The organism is Stenotrophomonas nematodicola, from assembly GCF_009467805.1.
Classification (GTDB): Bacteria; Pseudomonadota; Gammaproteobacteria; order Xanthomonadales; family Xanthomonadaceae; genus Stenotrophomonas; species Stenotrophomonas nematodicola.
The window spans coordinates 196,433-212,897 of sequence record NZ_WIAY01000001.1 but is presented as its reverse complement, the minus strand read 5'-3'; the positions used below and the strand labels follow the sequence as shown (position 1 = coordinate 212,897).

At 65.0% G+C, this 16,465-nt stretch carries 17 protein-coding genes; 13 read left to right on the top strand and 4 right to left on the bottom strand.

What is annotated here, in order from left to right; genetic code table 11:
- Nucleotides 1-70: 70 nt before the first annotated feature.
- The 3 genes from chrA to arsH are packed head-to-tail and all read right to left on the bottom strand — an operon-like array spanning nt 71 to nt 2,481.
- On the bottom strand, nt 71-1,270 hold the full coding sequence (chrA, locus tag GDJ08_RS00950) for a chromate efflux transporter (protein ID WP_153164099.1): 1,200 nt from the start codon (nt 1,268-1,270) through the stop codon (nt 71-73).
- Between the two features lie 54 nt (nt 1,271-1,324).
- Complete coding sequence (arsC, locus tag GDJ08_RS00945) at nt 1,325-1,744, bottom strand: arsenate reductase (glutaredoxin) (RefSeq protein WP_153164098.1); 420 nt, start codon at nt 1,742-1,744, stop codon at nt 1,325-1,327.
- Complete coding sequence (arsH, locus tag GDJ08_RS00940) at nt 1,741-2,481, bottom strand: arsenical resistance protein ArsH (RefSeq protein ID WP_153164097.1); 741 nt, start codon at nt 2,479-2,481, stop codon at nt 1,741-1,743. The genes arsC and arsH overlap by 4 nt, the downstream gene beginning before the upstream one ends.
- A 40-nt stretch (nt 2,482-2,521) precedes the next feature.
- On the opposite strand from arsH, the gene GDJ08_RS00935 reads away from it, so the two are divergent.
- From GDJ08_RS00935 to GDJ08_RS00915, 5 genes are read left to right on the top strand one after another with little or no spacing between them, the layout of a single operon-like run.
- Entirely contained in the window at nt 2,522-2,836 is a 315-nt protein-coding gene (locus tag GDJ08_RS00935) for an ArsR/SmtB family transcription factor (protein ID WP_005407579.1), read from the top strand.
- 25 nt (nt 2,837-2,861) lie between these two features.
- Nucleotides 2,862-3,353 carry an arsenate reductase ArsC gene (locus GDJ08_RS00930; protein ID WP_017355488.1) on the top strand — a complete coding sequence of 164 codons (492 nt, stop codon included), beginning with the start codon at nt 2,862-2,864 and terminating at the stop codon, nt 3,351-3,353.
- Between the two features lie 20 nt (nt 3,354-3,373).
- Nucleotides 3,374-4,432, top strand: coding sequence for an ACR3 family arsenite efflux transporter (gene arsB, locus GDJ08_RS00925; RefSeq protein ID WP_153164096.1), 1,059 nt, complete (start codon nt 3,374-3,376; stop codon nt 4,430-4,432).
- Between the two features lie 3 nt (nt 4,433-4,435).
- Nucleotides 4,436-5,422, top strand: coding sequence for a thioredoxin-disulfide reductase (gene trxB / locus GDJ08_RS00920; protein WP_153164095.1), 987 nt, complete (start codon nt 4,436-4,438; stop codon nt 5,420-5,422).
- Nucleotides 5,423-5,446: 24 nt separating this feature from the next.
- A complete protein-coding gene (locus GDJ08_RS00915) occupies nt 5,447-6,745 on the top strand; it encodes an ArsO family NAD(P)H-dependent flavin-containing monooxygenase (protein WP_229296414.1) in 1,299 nt (432 codons plus the stop codon).
- 16 nt (nt 6,746-6,761) lie between these two features.
- Here GDJ08_RS00915 and GDJ08_RS00910 read toward each other — a convergent pair whose 3' ends face one another.
- Nucleotides 6,762-8,810: a TonB-dependent receptor gene (locus tag GDJ08_RS00910; protein ID WP_153164094.1), complete on the bottom strand. Its 2,049-nt coding sequence runs from the start codon at nt 8,808-8,810 to the stop codon at nt 6,762-6,764.
- 381 nt (nt 8,811-9,191) lie between these two features.
- Here GDJ08_RS00910 and GDJ08_RS00905 point away from each other — a divergent pair, with 381 nt between their 5' ends.
- The 8 genes from GDJ08_RS00905 (at nt 9,192) to GDJ08_RS00870 (ending at nt 16,459) form a co-directional block, all read left to right on the top strand.
- On the top strand, nt 9,192-9,863 hold the full coding sequence (locus GDJ08_RS00905) for a thermostable hemolysin (RefSeq protein ID WP_229296413.1): 672 nt from the start codon (nt 9,192-9,194) through the stop codon (nt 9,861-9,863).
- The gene (locus GDJ08_RS00900) at nt 9,860-11,356 is read left to right on the top strand and encodes an AMP-binding protein (RefSeq protein ID WP_153164093.1); all 1,497 of its coding nucleotides are present in this window, start codon (nt 9,860-9,862) and stop codon (nt 11,354-11,356) included. Before GDJ08_RS00905 ends, GDJ08_RS00900 begins: the two co-directional genes overlap by 4 nt.
- Nucleotides 11,353-12,027, top strand: a complete 675-nt coding sequence (locus tag GDJ08_RS00895; RefSeq protein WP_153164092.1) for an iron-containing redox enzyme family protein — start codon at nt 11,353-11,355, stop codon at nt 12,025-12,027. The genes GDJ08_RS00900 and GDJ08_RS00895 overlap by 4 nt, the downstream gene beginning before the upstream one ends.
- Complete coding sequence (locus GDJ08_RS00890; protein WP_153164593.1) at nt 12,027-12,863, top strand: SDR family oxidoreductase; 837 nt, start codon at nt 12,027-12,029, stop codon at nt 12,861-12,863. Before GDJ08_RS00895 ends, GDJ08_RS00890 begins: the two co-directional genes overlap by 1 nt.
- Nucleotides 12,844-13,512 (top strand): tetratricopeptide repeat protein, encoded by a 669-nt coding sequence (locus tag GDJ08_RS00885; RefSeq protein WP_423667174.1) that lies wholly within the window; start codon nt 12,844-12,846, stop codon nt 13,510-13,512. Before GDJ08_RS00890 ends, GDJ08_RS00885 begins: the two co-directional genes overlap by 20 nt.
- Before the next feature lie 24 nt (nt 13,513-13,536).
- A complete protein-coding gene (locus GDJ08_RS00880; RefSeq protein ID WP_153164091.1) occupies nt 13,537-14,211 on the top strand; it encodes a response regulator transcription factor in 675 nt (224 codons plus the stop codon).
- 17 nt (nt 14,212-14,228) lie between these two features.
- Entirely contained in the window at nt 14,229-15,620 is a 1,392-nt protein-coding gene (locus GDJ08_RS00875) for an ATP-binding protein (RefSeq protein WP_051008546.1), read from the top strand.
- Nucleotides 15,621-15,739: 119 nt separating this feature from the next.
- The gene (locus GDJ08_RS00870; protein ID WP_153164090.1) at nt 15,740-16,459 is read left to right on the top strand and encodes a winged helix-turn-helix domain-containing protein; all 720 of its coding nucleotides are present in this window, start codon (nt 15,740-15,742) and stop codon (nt 16,457-16,459) included.
- Nucleotides 16,460-16,465 lie beyond the last annotated feature (6 nt).

Here is a 16,465-nt window from a genome sequence, read left to right as displayed (position 1 = left end):
GTCCGCTTCCGGCCAGAAGCGGACGTCAGGTTGCGCTGCCGAGCCGCTCTTGACCAACCTGGCGGCGTTGTCACGTCATCGCCCAACCCGCCACGGCAGCCAGCAACACGACCAGGACCGGCGGAGCACGCGCAACGACCAGTAGCCCAAACGCAACCAGTGCCATCGCGACATCCCATCGGTCATGGATCGCGCTGGTCCACACCGGGTCATACAACGCCGCCAGCAGGATGCCGACCACCCCGGCATTGACGCCTGCAATCGAAGCTTGGAGATCCTTGCGGTGGCGCAGGAACTCCCAGAACGGCAGCACCCCCACGAGCACAAGAAAGGCTGGCAGGAAAATGACCACCAACAGCGCAAGGCCTCCTGCCCAGCCACCGAGCGACCCCTCGGCCATAGCCCCCAAGTAAGCCGCAAAGGAGAAGAGAGGGCCCGGCACCGCCTGCGCCGCACCATACCCGGCGAGCAGGTCCGCCGTGCTCACGCAGCCGCTTTGGACAACCGCGGTCTGCAGCAACGGCAGCACGACATGGCCGCCGCCGAAGACCAGGGCGCCAGCGCGGTACACACCCTCCAACAGCACGGCCAAGGGGGAGCCGCTAGCCACCGCCCACAAGGGCAGCAGAACAAGCGGCAGGACCAGTAGCACCAGTGCCACCGTGCCGGTTCTTCGCGAGACGGAATAGCCGCCGTCTAATTGGCCGGAAGCCGGTTCGATGTTCAGTATCCAGCGACCGAGCAGTCCGCCAGCGATGATCACCACGATCTGGCCGGCGACCGAGGGCATGGACAAGGTCAACACAGCCGCGAAGACCGCCATCGCTGCCCGTAGACGATCCGGACACAGGGATCGGGCCATTCCCCATACTGCTTGGGCCACCACTGCAACTGCCACGATCTTCAGGCCATGCAGCCAGCCGGATTCAATGATGGCCTGGTATTTGGCAACGCCCAAAGCGAACAGGATCATCAGCACGGCCGACGGCAGCGTAAAGCCGGCCCAAGCGGCCAGCAGGCCAGGCCAGCCGGCGCGGCGCAAGCCAAGCGCCATTCCAACCTGGCTGCTGGCCGGGCCTGGCAGTAGCTGGCACAGGGCCACCAGATCGGAGTAGCTGCAGTCCGTCAGCCAGCGGCGGCGTTCGACGAACTCGAGGCGGAAGTAGCTCAGGTGGGCGATTGGACCGCCAAACGACGTCAGCCCCAGTCGCAGGAACACCAGGAAGACGCGCCATGCGCTGTCGCTTGTCATGGGATTCAGCGCCGGCATCGGGCATGACCTCCTGTGGTTCTCAGCGGTGGCAAGCCCAGCCTGGCAATGGGATCATGGCGTCGAGCTTCCGGCGTGCCCGGTCACCAACTCTCCATCTTCCTTTCGGAACGGTCCGGGCAGAGGCGGCAGGATCTCCAGCACCACTTCCGAAGGCCGGCACAGACGAGCACCCCTATCGGTTTGTACGAGAGGACGATTGATGAGTATCGGGTGCGCCAGCATCGCATCAAGCAGCGCGTCGTCGCTCAGCGCTGCGTCGCCTAGCCCGAGTTCGTCATACGGCGTTCCCTTCTGCCGGATGGCATCGCGCACGCTCAACCCCGCTGCCGTAATGAGCTCGACCAGGCGCGCACGGCTGGGTGGGTTGGCCAGGTAGTCGATCACGTCCGGTTCGATCCCGGCAAAGCGGATCAGCGCCAAGGTGTTGCGTGAGGTACCGCACTTGGGGTTGTGATAGATGACAGCGTTCAAGCACTTTCCTCCTGGTTCAAAACGGTCTCCACCACGCCTGCAGCGGCCGCCAGCGCCACCGTCTCGACGGCCCCCTTGCGTTCGCTGTAACGGTCCACCAGGTAGTCACTGCGCCCGCGCACCAGCAGGGTGAACTTGACCAGTTCCTCCATTACGTCCACCACGCGATCGTAATACGCCGAAGGCTTCATTCGACCGTCGTCATCGAACTCCTGCCAGGCTTTGGCGACCGACGACTGGTTGGGAACTGTCACCATCCGCATCCACCGGCCGAGCACGCGCAGCGCGTTGACCACGTTGAACGACTGGGAACCGCCGCAGACCTGCATCACTGCCAGCGTGCGGCCCTGGGTGGGGCGAACGCTGCCCTCTTCCAGCGGCAGCCAGTCGATCTGGTTCTTGAACACCGCCGTAAGGGTGCCGTGGCGTTCCGGGCTGACCCACACGTGTCCTTCCGACCACAGCGAGGCCTGGCGCAGCTCCTGCACCTTGGGGTGAGTGGCCGGCACCGAGTCAAGCATCGGTAGCTCATGTGGATCAAAGAGGCGGGTTTCCGCCCCAAGCTGCTCCAGCAGCCGCTGCGCCTCCAGCGCCAGCTTGCGACTGAACGACTGCGGCCGCAGCGACCCGTACAGGATCAGGATGCGTGGCCGGTGTGGCTGCGCGGCCGGATCGTTGAGCTTGGCGGCCGTGGGAATGTCCATGGCACCCGGGACCACGTTGGGGATCTGCTGCACGGGGGTTGTCCTGTCATTTTGCTTCGATTATTCTAGAAGCATGGAACATAAGAACGCAACCCACGCCCTGGCAGCCCTCGGTCATGCCACCCGCCTGTCGATCTTCCGTCTACTGGTTCAGGCTGGCAGCGCCGGCAAGCTGGCCGGCGACATTGCCCAAGCCCTCTCTTTGCCTGGCGCCACGCTCTCCTTCCACCTGAAGGAACTGCTGGCTGCGGGACTGATCAGCGCCGAGCAACGTGGCCGGACCATCTGCTACCGGGCTGAGTTCGTGGCGATGAACGAGCTGGTGGCCTACCTCACCGAAAACTGCTGTGCCGACGAACAGGCCTGTGAACGCCCCGCAGGTTGCTGACCCCCATATCCCAGAGATCGCCAAAATGACCCGTCGTGTTCTGTTCCTTTGTACCGGCAATTCCGCGCGCAGCGTGTTGGCCGAATCGACCCTGAAAATGTGGGGCGAAGGTCGCTATCAGTCCTTCAGTGCAGGCAGCCAGCCAGCCGGTCGGGTCAATCCGTTCGCCATTGCCCAATTGCAGCGCGAGGGCTTCCCGGTGGAGGGCCTGCGCAGCAAGTCCTGGGACGAATTTTCCGAAGCGGATGCTGCTGTCATGGATCTGATTGTCACCGTGTGCGACAGCGCGGCCGCCGAGGCGTGCCCGGTTGTGTTCGGCGATTTCGTGCGCGTGCACTGGGGCCTGTTCGACCCGGCCGGTGTGGAAGGCTCGGATGCACAGAAGGCTGAAGCGTTCGACCGGGCGCATCAGATCATCAAAGCCCGCCTGAAGGCTTTCCTGGAGATTCCTGACGGGACATGGGATGACCGTGAAGCCCTCAAGGCCCAGCTTGATCCGATTGCGCAGATCAACTGACCATCCTCCCGGAAGCCCCCATGACCACTGACACCTCCCGCCTGTCGTTTCTGGACCGGTACCTGACGCTGTGGATCTTCGCCGCCATGGCGCTCGGCGTCGGCCTGGGCGCGATGCTCGAAGGCGTGCCCAGCGCGTTGAACAGCCTTTCCGTAGGGTCGACCAACATCCCGATCGCCATTGGTCTGATCCTGATGATGTACCCGCCGCTGGCCAAGGTGAAGTACGAGGAACTGCCCACCGTCTTTGCCGACAAGCGCGTGCTGGTGCTCTCGCTGCTGCAGAACTGGATCGTGGGCCCGTTCCTGATGTTCGGCCTGGCGGTGCTGTTCCTGCGCGACTACCCCGAGTACATGACCGGCCTGATCCTGATCGGCCTGGCGCGCTGCATCGCCATGGTGCTGGTGTGGAACCAGCTCGCCCGCGGCGACGGCCAGTACGTGGCGGGCCTGGTGGCATTCAACTCGATCTTCCAGATCGCGCTGTTCAGCGTCTACGCGTGGTTCTTCCTTTCCTGGTTGCCGCCGGTGTTCGGACTGCAGGGCAGCGTCATCGATGTCAGCGTCTGGACCATCGCAGAGGCGGTTCTGATCTACCTGGGCATCCCGTTCCTGGCCGGTTTCCTCACCAGTCGATGGCTGAAGGCGCGCAAGGGCGTGCAGTGGTATGAAGAGAAGTTCCTGCCTGCCATCAGCCCGATAACGCTCGCCGCACTTCTGTTCACCATCGTGGCGATGTTCAGCCTGAAAGGCGGTGACGTACTGCGGATTCCCATGGACGCGGTGCGCATCGCGATCCCGCTGACGTTGTACTTCATCATCCAGTTCGTCATCAGCTTCTTCATGGGCAAGCTGATTGCCAAGGATTATCCACGCACCACTGCGATCGCGTTCACCGCGGCAGGCAACAACTTCGAACTGGCCATCGCGGTAGCCATCGCGGCCTTCGGCCTGGCCTCGCCGGTCGCCTTCGCCGCCGTCATCGGCCCGCTGGTGGAAGTGCCGGTACTGATCCTGCTGGTCCATGTCGCCCTGCGGCTGGGCAAGCGCTACTTTCCTGCCGACGCACGGAGCCGCTGAGCCATGAGCACCACCCGACACATTCCATTGCTGATCCTTGGTTCCGGCCCGGCCGGCTGGACCGCCGCCGTCTACGCCGCCCGCGCCAACCTGAAGCCGGTCGTCATCACCGGCCTGCAGCAGGGTGGCCAGCTGATGACCACCACGGAAGTGGACAACTGGCCGGGCGACGCGCATGGCCTGATGGGTCCGGACCTGATGGCGCGTATGCAGGCACATGCCGAGCGCTTCGAGACCGAAGTCATCTTCGACCACATCCACACGGCCGACCTGTCCCAGCGCCCGTTCCGGCTGATCGGCGACAGTCACGAATACACCTGTGACGCCCTGATCATCGCCACCGGCGCCACCGCCAAGTACCTGGGCATCCCGACCGAAGAGGCGTTCAAGGGCCGCGGCGTGTCCGCCTGCGCCACCTGCGACGGCTTCTTCTACCGTGACCAGGATGTGGTCGTGGTCGGCGGCGGCAACACAGCCGTCGAAGAGGCGCTGTACCTGTCCAACATCGCCCGCAAGGTCTACCTGGTCCACCGCCGCGACACCCTCAAGGCGGAGAAGATCATGCAGGACAAGCTGTTTGCCAAGGTCGCGGCCGGCAAGATCGAAACCGTCTGGCACCACCAGGTCGAGGAAGTGCTGGGCAACGATGCCGGCGTGACCGGTGTGCGCGTGAAGTCCACCCTGGACGGCAGCACCCGCGACATCGACGCGCACGGCTTCATCGTGGCCATCGGTCATCACCCGAACACCACCCTGTTCGACGGCCAGCTGGCGATGAACAACGGCTACCTGGAAATCCGCTCGGGCCTGGGCGGCAACGCCACCCAGACCTCGGTGGAAGGCGTGTTCGCCGCAGGCGACGTCGCCGACCAGCACTACCGCCAGGCGATCACCTCGGCCGGGTTCGGCTGCATGGCCGCACTGGATGCAGAGCGCTATCTGGATGCACTCAAGATCTCCGATCAACAGCAGCACAAGAACGCCGCCTGAGTGCATCGGTGTGAGGAAGTCCAGATGGACAACGTCGATGTGGTGGTGATCGGAGGTGGCCAGGCGGGTCTTTCGGCCGGCTACTTCCTGCGTCGCAGCAGGCTGTCCTATGTGATTCTTGATGCTGAAACGTCACCTGGTGGGGCGTGGCAGCATGCGTGGAAATCCTTGCATCTGTTCTCGCCGGCGGGCTGGAGCTCGATTCCCGGTTGGCCGATGCCCGCCACCCGGGAACCGTACCCTTCGCAGGCGGAAGTGCTGGACTACCTCACGCGCTACGAGCACAAATATGCACTGCCCGTCATCCGTCCCGTGCAGGTGGAACGCGTCAGTCGTTCGGGAACCCGACTGCTGGTGGTAGCAGATGACGGCCGACAGTGGCATACGCGTGCAGTGATAAGCGCCACAGGTACCTGGCAGCATCCCTACACGCCCGACTATGAAGGTATGGACGCATTCGGCGGCGTGCAGCTGCACTCGGCCCACTACATCCATCCTGGATCCTTCGCCGGAATGCGCGTGGCGATCATCGGCAGCGGCAACTCAGGAGCACAGATTCTGGCCGAGGTATCAAAGGTGGCCGACACCACTTGGATCACCCAGGGCAAGCCAGCCTTCCTGGCCGACGATGTGGACGGGCGCGTTCTGTTCGCACGCGCAACCGAGAAGTGGAGGGCCCAGCAGGAAGGCCGCGAACCGGATGTTCCGCAGGGTGGTTTTGGCGACATCGTCATGGTTCCGCCGGTGGTGGATGCACGGCGCCGCGGTGTACTGGTGTCCATGCCGCCACCCGTCCGTTTCACCACCACCGGCATGCAGTGGGCAGATGGCAGCGAACGCAACTTGGACGCCGTGATCTGGTGCACCGGCTTCCGGCCGGCGTTGTCGCACCTGGAAGGAATGGGCATGGTCAACGCCCTGGGTCGGATCGACGTGGATGACACCCAGGTCCGTTCGGTCGCAGCGCCATCGGTCTGGCTGCTTGGCTATGGCGACTGGAATGGCGCAGCGTCGGCCACGCTGATCGGGGTGACCCGATACGCGCGCGAGGCAGTAAGGCAAACCTGCGCAGGCTTATGGAGTACTGTCGGATGTAGACGGCAGGCGATCGCCGAGCTGGCTCTGCCTTCTGACGGTGCCGACCGGAAGGACATCACTTGCCGCGGCAATCATGTGCCTATGTCGGGGGCCTTGCAAACGGGCGGGCGCACCCTACCTGCGGTAACTACTTCTGATTGCCACGACGTGATGCCCGGTGTCGACCAGGCGCCGGCGCAGCGCCTTCCCAGAGGCTTCCATCCTGGTGACGCCAGTGGTGCGTAGCTGCGCCCCCCGTCCTTCACAGCTTCATAGTCAGCCCCATATACACCTGCCGACCAGCCGAAGGCGAGAACATGGGTTGTGTCTGGCTCTGGAAGAAGCTGTCATACCATACGTAGGCGTACTCACGGCCGGTGGCATTCTTCACCTGCAGATCGACGCTCCAGGTTGGATTGATCTGATAACCGGCACTGAGATCCAGCACGGCGAAGTTGCCGTACTTGCCGGCCACATTGCGCTCTTCCAGGTAGTAGTCACCCTGCGCGCGGCCCTGCAGCCCGAACTTCAGGGCGTCGGTGGCACGGAAATCAACACCCACGTTGCTGATGTGGCGCGGCACGGCAGCCACTTCATTGCCCTCCAGCGATTCCACCCCTGCCCGGCCGTCGCGTTCGATCCTGGCCTCCTGGTACGCATGGGACGCCCACACGGTCCAGCGCTCCCCCAGCGGTGCGGAAATCTGCGCATCCACGCCACGCCGGCGGGTCTTGCCCAGCTGCACGGTGGTCCCGGTGGCCGGCATGTTGGAGATTTCGTTTTCCGCATCCTGCTGCCAGACCGCCACGCGTGCCTGCGCACCGCGGAACGGGCTGAACTTCATTCCCAGTTCCATGCCGGTGTTGGTGGAAGGGCTCATCGCCGCCTGGCCCGGGGTCAGGTAAGCCGGGGCCGTGCCGCCGGTCAGCACCTGCGCTGTGCGCCCCCAGTTGGCGTAGATATTGGCGCTGGGGGTCAGCGCATAGACCACGCTCAACTTGGGCTGGTTGATGTTGCCGTAGCGCTGCAGCCTGCCGGTCGTGCCATCCACCAGGCGCGTGCGGCCGCTGTAGCGGTCAACACGGTACGCGGGAACGATCTTCAACGCCTCGATCGGTTGGTAAATGGCTTGCACGTATGCGCCCCAGTTGTCGAAGCTGTGTCGTTCGTCATTCTGGATGCGTGCCGGCGTGGCCCAGAAGTCGGTCGGCTCGGCGTAGCTGAATCGCATGCGCTGGTAACGGTTGTCCTGCTGCTCGTAATTGAACCCACCTTCCAGAGTCAGCACGCTGCTCGCATTCCAGGTGAGGGTGTTGAGCATGCCGAACTGGCTTTCATCCCAGATGCGGCGCTGGCGCGGCGCATTGCCGGTGGGCAGGTCACTGAAGGTGATGCGGCGATCGTCTTCGTAGCTGTTGTAGTAGAGCCTGGTGCCGAAGTACAGAGCATCGGCCAGCTTCAGGTCGACATGGGCGGCGACCTGGCGCATGTCACGGTCGTCGCCATCGTTGCGGTTTCGCAGGTCCGATCCGCGGCGGTGGGCGCGCAGTTCCTCTGCCGTCATGAAGCCCGGCTCGTCGGCTTCGTTGTGATACGCGCGGGCGGTCAGGCCTGCACGCAGTCCATCGTCTTCCAGGTTGCCGTAGAACCACTTGCCGCCGATGCTGTACTTCTTCGATGCATCATTGTCGCGGTAGCCGTCGGCGTCCTGGTAGCCCAGGAAATAGTTCCGGGCGAATCCATCGCTTTCGCGACCGACCGCCAGCTGGGCACTGCGCGTGTTGTAGCTGCCGTAGCCCAGGCGCGCGTCGGTGTAGGTGCCGCCCTGACGGGTGCCGAAGTTCACATTGCCACCGATGTTGTGCAGGCCGTAGCGCGGATCGTTGGTGCCGCGCACGACTTCGATGTAGCTGATTTCCAGTGGGAACAGCATGTCGATGAAACGCTGGTTGCCACTGTTGACGTTGCTGGGCACGCCGTCGATCAACGTCTTGATCGCATTGAGGTAGCCCTCGCCGTTGAAGGCACGGAAGCTGACCTTGCCGGACTCGGCGCCCTGGCGGGTTTCGGTGAGCTGGATGCCGGGCATCTGACCGAGCAGTTCCCAGCTCTGCGACACGTTCTTGTCTTCAATCTGGTCGGCACCCAGTACATCGACCGAGGTCAGGACCTGGTGCGCCGTGAGCTGGCCTTCGGAATGCGAGTGGACATCGACCTTGCCCAAGGTCAGGGCGGAGTCGACCGATTGGGCGTTGGCCTGCATGGACAGGCAGGCGGCGGCAACGGCGACCACCAGGATATGGATTTTCATGGGTATTCGATGAGGAGATTGAACGGGGCCTACCGCCGCCTGTCGGCTGACGACGCAAATGTGATGATATAACATTTGCGTCAAGACCGGATGCCGACCAGACGCCGTTCGGGCACGCCTGCCTTCCGCCCGTTCGACGGCGGACCGTCGCCCTCCCCGCTGTGCTTCCTGAAGCGGTGCGCTGGAACGCGCCAGTACGACCGCAACGGGTTCTACCTGTCCCCGCTGCATGCACTCCATCGCCTACCGCACCAGCGTCCTGCGCGTGCGCTTACCACGCTTGATGCAGGTGCTCCCGACAACGAAAGCATTCCAGAATGCTAATGGCTGCTTAACTACGCCCTAATTCAGCCTTAATCCGGGCCGGCCAGCATGCTCGCCATGTCCTGGATCCCCACTTCCCTCGCTGTCACGTTCCCGTCGATCCTGCCGCAGTCGCAGATGGTGGGCCCGCAGGACCCGCGCCGCCACGAGGTGGAGCAGTTCATCGCCGATGTGTACCGCAAACGCTACGGTGCCACGCTGCACGCGTTCCTGCCCCATCTGCTTGCGTTCCGGGATGGACAGGGGCAGCTGGTGGCAGCCGTCGGCATGCGTGTTGGCAGCGAGGGTCCCTTGTTCGTCGAGCAGTATCTCGATGAGCCGGCACAGGCACTGCTGTCCCACCGGGAAATCGCCTGCGTGGGTCGCGACCGCATCGCCGAGATCGGCAACTTTGCCGCCACCACCCCCGGCGTAGCGCGTGAGCTGATTGTCCGTTTGACCGACATGCTGCATGCCGCACGCGTGCGCTGGGTGCTGTTCGCGGCCACCCAACAGCTGCGGAACACCCTCGACCGGCTGCATCTGGTCACGGTGGACCTTGGCGAAGCAAGCCCGGGGCGACTCACCGGCGATGCATCCCAGTGGGGCAGCTACTACCAGGCCCGGCCGAAGGTGGTCTGCGGGAATGTCGCTGCCGGACGCGCGTTCCTGCATCAAGCACTGAAACAGAATGCACGCCCCAGGACGGATTCGGATCCGTCTCTGCAGGTCATGGTGGGTGCGCAATGACCGCGCCGACCTCTCCCCTGATCGCCGGTCTCGGCGGACGCAAGGCGCGCGTGCTCATCTCCGGTGCGGAGGTTGGAGATGAGCAGATCCGGCAGCGCGCAGTGCGATTGGCTGATCGACTGGACCTGCAGGGCATCGACCGCGTCGCAAGCCGGCTGGACAACGGCATTCACTGGCTGGTTCTGGATCTTGCCGTGCGCGAGCTCGGCGGCGTGCATGTGCCGTTGCCCACGTTTTTCTCTCCTGAGCAGATTGCTCATGCGCTGGCGTCCAGCAGTGCCCACTGTGTTGTCACCGCCGGCGGTGCGCCAGCGCCACCCGGCAGCATGGGCGCACTGGAGACCTTGGATGGCGGGATGCTCGCCCAGTGGCGGACTGAGGCGGCGGCTCCGGTCGGCCTTCCCGCCGGCACGGCATGCGTGACCTACACCTCCGGCACGACCGGCCGCCCCAAGGGCGTGTGCCTGTCAGGCGACACGCTGCTTACAGTCGCCAGTTCACTGGTGCAGGCCTCGTCGTCGATTGCACCGCGCCGCCACCTCTGCCTGATGCCGCTCTCCACGCTGCTGGAGAACGTTGCCGGGCTGTATGCAACGCTGCTGTCGGACGCGCAGATCGCGCTCCCGTCGCTGGCGGAGATCGGCTACACCGGCGCCTCGGGCCTGGATGTACCGACGCTGCTGCGGTGTCTGCACCGCTACCAGCCGGAGAGCGTCATCCTAGTGCCCCAGCTGTTGCTTGCGGTGGTGATGGCCGCCGAAAGTGGTGCTCCCCTGCCCGCCTCGCTGCGCTATATCGCCGTCGGGGGTGGGCGCGTGGGGCCGGGACTGCTGGCACGCGCCCGGGCGCTCGGTCTGCCGGTGTTTGAAGGCTACGGGCTGACCGAGTGTGCCTCGGTGGTCTGCCTCAACCGACCCGACGCCAGCCGGGACGGCAGTGTCGGCAAAGCGCTGCCACACGCCCGCGTCGCCGTTGTCGACGGTGAACTCCAGGTCGAGGGGGCACGTGCGCTGGGCTACCTGGGGTCGGAACCGCTCCCGGACGGGCCGATCCGTACAGGTGATCTTGGCCACGTGGACGCTGACGGATTCGTCCACGTCACGGGCCGCCGCAAGAATGTCTTCATTACCGCGTTTGGCCGCAATGTCTCACCCGAATGGGTGGAGAGCGAGCTGCTCTCCCATCCGGACCTGGCCCAGGCGGTGGTATGGGGCGAAGCACAGGCCGACAACGTCGCCGTGCTGGTGCCGCGTCGTGCCGACCTTGACGATGCCGCCCTCGCCCGCGCCGTGGCCCAGGTCAACGCAGGTCTGCCCGACTACGCACGCGTCTCGCGCATCGTGCGGGCACCGGCGCCGTTCTCTGCCAGCGCCGGGCTGCTTACCCCCAACGGACGCCCACGCCGCGACGCCATCCTGTCCCATTTCCAGGCCGAGGTCGATGCGAGCTATCGCCGTCCCGCCGCCGTTCCTTCCACGGGAGTATCCGCATGAGTTTCCATTCCGAACTGCTCGCCCAGACCCAGCAGGAACGGGCCACCCTGATCTCCGTGCCTATCATCCAGTCCGCGCTGGGGGGGCAGATCGCCCGCGAAGATTACGTCGCTTTTCTCGGACAGGCTTACCACCACGTGCGGCACACCGTCCCGTTGCTGATGGCCTGCGGGGCGCGCCTGCCGGCCCGGCTGGAATGGTTGCGCACGGCCATTGGTGAGTACATCGAAGAAGAGATCGGCCACCAGGAGTGGGTGCTGGACGACCTGGCGGCCTGCGGTGCCGACCGCGCCGAAGCCGCCGCCAGCCGTCCCTCACTGGCGACCGAGCTGATGGTCAGCTATGCGTACGACACCATCCACCGCGGCAACCCGGTCGGCTTCTTCGGCATGGTCCTGGTGCTGGAGGGAACCAGTGTTGCGCTGGCAACCCGCGCAGCCAACACGATCCAGTCCTCGCTCGACCTGCCGCGCAACGCCTTCAGCTACCTGCTGTCCCACGGCGATCTGGACATCGAGCATGTCGGTTTCTTCGAAGGGCTGATGGACCGCCTGGACGATCCGTCTGATCAACAGGCCGTCATCCACGCCGCCCGGCGTTTCTACGTGCTGTACGGGGACATCTTCCGCACGCTTCGCCCGAACGGCGTGCGCTGGGCGGAGGCCGCGTGATGAACCTTGCCGGCAGGACCGTCATCGTCACCGGCGCCAGCGGCGGCATCGGCGTGGCGCTGTGTCACGCGCTGGTCCACGCGGGCGCCTCGATCCTGGCCGTCGGGCGCAGCCGCAGTCGCCTCACCGCCCTTGCCGCAGGGCTGCCGATGGGGCGCGTGCACACCGTGGTCGCCGACCTGTCCACGTCACTGGGCCGTTCGCACCTGCTTGCTGCGATCCGACAGGCCGATGCGCCCCCGTCCGTCCTGGTGCTCGGCCACGCCCAGAGCGCGTTCGGGCTGTTCGAAGACCAGCATCCCGATGCGCTGGAGCATCTGTTGCAGACCAACCTGGTCGGCTCCGCCCTGCTGATCCACGCCCTTCTTCCCGTACTGCGCCGCCACGAGCAGGCCAGCGTCGTGGCCATCGGCTCCACCTTCGGCAGCATCGGCTTCGCCGGATTTGCCACCTACAGCGCCAGCAAATTCGGCCTTCGCGGCCTCATGGAGGCGCTCGCCCGTGAGCACGACGGCACCGGCCTGAGCTTCCAGTATCTCTCTCCGCGCGCCACGCGCACCGCCTTCAATACGCCTGCCGTCGATGCCCTCAACGCAGAGCTCAAGGTGGGCAGCGATGCTCCGGAGGCGGTGGCCCGTGCGCTTGTCCACGCCATCGGCCAAGGCGATCGGCGCCGCCAGCTCGGATGGCCGGAAAAGCTGTTCGCCCGCATCAACGGCATGTTCCCCGCGCTGGTCGACCGCAGCCTGCGCGCCCAGCTTCCCATCATCAGGCGCCACGCCTCGCAAGCGCAGCCCATCCACGAGGACTCCTCCCATGAAGCAACGTCACGGTAAAGCCATGTTCATCCTGCTCATCAGCGCGTTGGTCATGTTGGTCGGCATTGCCTGTGCCGCCGAGCAAGGAACGCCCATGACGGTTGCCCAGTTGCGGGACCGCTGGGCCCAGATCAACTACCAGACCAGCAAGCCGCAACGACAGGCCGCGTTCGAGGCGCTGGCCAGTCAGGCGGCGAAGACCCGGCAGACCGAGCCACGGAATGCCAGCGCACTGATCTGGGAAGGTATCGTCCTTTCCAGTCTCGCCGGCGAGAAGGGGGGCATGGGGGCGCTCAGTCTGGTCAAGCAGGCACGCGCGGACTTCGAGGCTGCCCTGAAGATGGACCCCAACGCACTGCAGGGGGCGGCCTATACCAGCCTGGGCGCCCTCTACTACCAGGTTCCCGGGTGGCCACTGGGGTTCGGCAATGACGAAACCGCGGCGGCCATGCTGAAGAAGGGGTTGGTCGTCGACCCGACCGGCATCGATGCCAACTACTTCTACGGCGACTTCCTGCGCGACCAGAAGGACTGGCACGGCGCCCAGGCAGCCTTCGAGAAGGCGCTTGCTGCACCTGCCCGCCCCGGCCGTGACATCGCCGATGCAGGACGCCGGGCCGAAGCGTCCGCCAAACTCAAGGAGGTCCGGGCCCACCTTGCCAAGTGAATCCGGGACGACGAGACTGCCTGCATGCGCATTCTGCTCGCCGAAGACGACGCATCACTGGGTGAAGGCATCCGGACTGCTTTGCGCCGCGCTGCCTATGCCGTGGACTGGGTGCAGGATGGTGCCGCCGCGCTGACCGCCATCGGCGACGGCGACATCGACCTGGTCATCCTCGACCTGGGCTTGCCACGGCTGGACGGGATCGAGGTCATCCGGAAGGTGCGCGCAGCGGGCGGCAACGTCCCCATCCTGGTCCTCAGCGCCCGCGAGCGGGCGGCTGACCGCACCCTGGGGCTGGACGTGGGTGCGGACGACTATCTGGGCAAGCCGTTTGACACCCCCGAACTGCTTGCCCGCGTCCGCGCCCTGCTCCGCCGCAGCGTGGGGCGTGCAGCACCGACTCTGGAGGCCGGTGCGCTGTGCCTGGACCCGGCCCGCCTGACCGCTGTCTGGAAGGGGCACGCGCTGGACCTGACCCGCAGGGAGTTCGCTCTGTTGAGACTGCTCATGGAACAACGCGGCAGGCCGCTTGGGCGCGAGACCATCCAGCAGCACCTGTATGGCTGGGATGAGGACGTGGCGAGCAATGCCGTCGATGTGCATGTCCACCAACTGCGCAGGAAACTGGATCCCGGCATCATCCGCACCGTGCGGGGAATCGGCTACGCCTTGGGTGACCCCTCGGATGCGGCTGCATGACGTCCATCCGTCGCCGCCTGCTGGTAGTGTTGCTGGGCGTGCTCTCCCTGCTCATGCTGCTGGCGGCCGGCCTGAGCTACCGGGCCGGGTTGCAGGAGGCCGGGGAGATGTTCGACGCCCGGCTGGTGCAGTCCTCACGGGTGCTGTTGAGCCTGGTGGACGAGCCGCTCAGCGATCTGAGCGCGTTCCCTGGCGACCCCATCGTCCTGCGCGGTTGGCACGGGCGCGCCGAGGGCGTGGGCGAGGCACTGGCCTTCAAAGACGGGCATGCCTACGAGAACAAGCTGGCTTTTCAGATATGGACGCCGGAGGGTCGCCTGCTCCTTCGATCGGACAGTGCGCCCACTGCCCCAATGGCGAGCCTGTCGCCGGGCTACGCGGATGTCGATATTGACGGGGCGCAGTGGCGCACGTTCACGCTGCGCTCGCCACAGGGTCGATGGTTTCAGTCCGCCGAGCGTTCGGACATCCGCCAGGAACTGGCCGAGGACATTGCCATCGGCACGCTGCTGCCGCTGTTGTTTGCGCTTCCGGTGATGGCCGTGGTGATCTGGCTGACGGTCGCCTGGGCGACGCGCTCGTTGCGGAAAGTCTCCACGGACATCGGTGAGCGCGATCCCGACCGCATGACGCCCTTGGATGACACCCAGCTCCCGGAGGAGGTCCACGGCCTGGTTCGCGCGGTCAACGAGCTGCTGCAGCGACTCGATCTCGCGTTGGCGCGCGAGCGCCGCTTCATCGCAGACGCTGCGCATGAGCTGCGCACGCCCATCAGTGCGGTCAAGGTTCACGCAGACAATGCACGCCTCGCCACGCTGGATGAAGAGCGCCAGGAGTCACAGCGGTTGCTTGCGCGAGGAGTAGAGCGTGTCGAACGACTGGTATCGCAACTGCTGTCGCTGAGCCGGACCGAGCGCGGTATCGGCAAGGACGCGTTTCGCAAGCTGAGTCTGGACGCCCTGGTGAGCAGCGAGGTTGAAGAGCTCCGGGGCTTGGCCGCGTCCAAGCGTCAGGTCATGAATCTCGTTCTCGACAACGCCAACGTCTTCGGTGACGAGTTCTCGCTGGGCTTGCTGGTTCGCAACCTCGTGGAGAACGCCATCCGCTACACACCCGAGCATGGCGTCGTGGTGGTGTCTACCGAACAGACGGGGGAACACTGCGTACTCACGGTGGAAGACTCTGGACCTGGCATTCCCAACGATCTGCAGGACCGCGTCTTCGACCGCTTCTACCGGGTGATCGGAAGTGGCGCGGAGGGCAGCGGATTGGGCCTGTCCATCGTCCAGGAGACATTGGACGCGCATGGCGGGGAGATCAGCCTTGGCACGTCGCAATGCCTCAACGGGTTGAAGGTGACTGTGAGACTGCATGCCAGCGCCTCGCCACACGCCCGGGACACGTCATGAGGGGTGTTTCAACCGTGCCGGACTACCCTTGAGTCTTCGCAAAGATGAATGAGGGGCGTGCCGTGTGCCGCCGTCAGCCGAGGGTATGATCATTGAAACCATGCTTGAAGGGCGCGTCGATGGCAGTACTCGAACGACCCCTGATCGCCCGGCCACGCATCCTCCTGGTCGAAGACGATGCTGCCGTTGCCGGCCTCACGGCCCGCTTCCTGCAGAATCACGGCATTGAGTGCCACATGGCCGCGGGCGTTGCGGCGGCGGAGCAATGGCTGTCCCGCGAGGTGGTGGATCTGATCCTGCTCGACCTCGGCCTGCCCGATGGGGATGGGTTGACGATGCTGCGACGTCAGTCCTCCCAGATTCCCGTCATCGTGGTGACCGGCCGAGGCGACTCGGTGGATAGAGTCGTGGGCCTTGAGCTCGGTGCCGATGACTATGTCGCCAAGCCGTTCGACTACCGCGAGCTGCTGGCCCGCATACATTCGGTGCTGCGGCGGGCACAGCGCCCTCTGGTCCCAGCCGGACATGTGTTGCGCTTTGACGGGTTGCTCCTCGACGCGTCTGCGCGGGTTGTATTTGATCGTGAGGGCAATGCGATCCGCTTGACGTCGGCTGAGTTCGATCTGCTTTACGCGCTGGTTCAAGCCGCCGGCAAGGTACAGAGCAGAGATCAGCTGATGAACGCGCTACACGGACGCGACGCGGGCCCGTTCGATCGTGCTATCGACGTCCACATCGGCAGGCTGAGGCGCAAGCTTGAGCGTGATCCGTCGCAGCCTCAGCTGATCCAGGCGAGTCGAGGGGTCGGCTATCGGTTGGCTGCCAGCGTGTCGATGTGACCGGAC

Bases quoted from the DNA above. Each gene is read 5' to 3' on its own strand.
- chrA (WP_153164099.1), bottom strand. From the start codon at position 1,270: ATGCCGGCGCTGAATCCCATGACAAGCGACAGCGCATGGCGCGTCTTC.
- GDJ08_RS00935 (WP_005407579.1), top strand. From the start codon at position 2,522: ATGGAACATAAGAACGCAACCCACGCCCTGGCAGCCCTCGGTCATGCC.
- GDJ08_RS00930 (WP_017355488.1), top strand. From the start codon at position 2,862: ATGACCCGTCGTGTTCTGTTCCTTTGTACCGGCAATTCCGCGCGCAGC.
- arsB (WP_153164096.1), top strand. From the start codon at position 3,374: ATGACCACTGACACCTCCCGCCTGTCGTTTCTGGACCGGTACCTGACG.
- trxB (WP_153164095.1), top strand. From the start codon at position 4,436: ATGAGCACCACCCGACACATTCCATTGCTGATCCTTGGTTCCGGCCCG.
- GDJ08_RS00915 (WP_229296414.1), top strand. From the start codon at position 5,447: ATGGACAACGTCGATGTGGTGGTGATCGGAGGTGGCCAGGCGGGTCTT.
- GDJ08_RS00910 (WP_153164094.1), bottom strand. From the start codon at position 8,810: ATGAAAATCCATATCCTGGTGGTCGCCGTTGCCGCCGCCTGCCTGTCC.
- GDJ08_RS00905 (WP_229296413.1), top strand. From the start codon at position 9,192: ATGTCCTGGATCCCCACTTCCCTCGCTGTCACGTTCCCGTCGATCCTG.
- GDJ08_RS00900 (WP_153164093.1), top strand. From the start codon at position 9,860: ATGACCGCGCCGACCTCTCCCCTGATCGCCGGTCTCGGCGGACGCAAG.
- GDJ08_RS00895 (WP_153164092.1), top strand. From the start codon at position 11,353: ATGAGTTTCCATTCCGAACTGCTCGCCCAGACCCAGCAGGAACGGGCC.
- GDJ08_RS00890 (WP_153164593.1), top strand. From the start codon at position 12,027: ATGAACCTTGCCGGCAGGACCGTCATCGTCACCGGCGCCAGCGGCGGC.
- GDJ08_RS00885 (WP_423667174.1), top strand. From the start codon at position 12,844: ATGAAGCAACGTCACGGTAAAGCCATGTTCATCCTGCTCATCAGCGCG.
- GDJ08_RS00880 (WP_153164091.1), top strand. From the start codon at position 13,537: ATGCGCATTCTGCTCGCCGAAGACGACGCATCACTGGGTGAAGGCATC.
- GDJ08_RS00870 (WP_153164090.1), top strand. From the start codon at position 15,740: ATGGCAGTACTCGAACGACCCCTGATCGCCCGGCCACGCATCCTCCTG.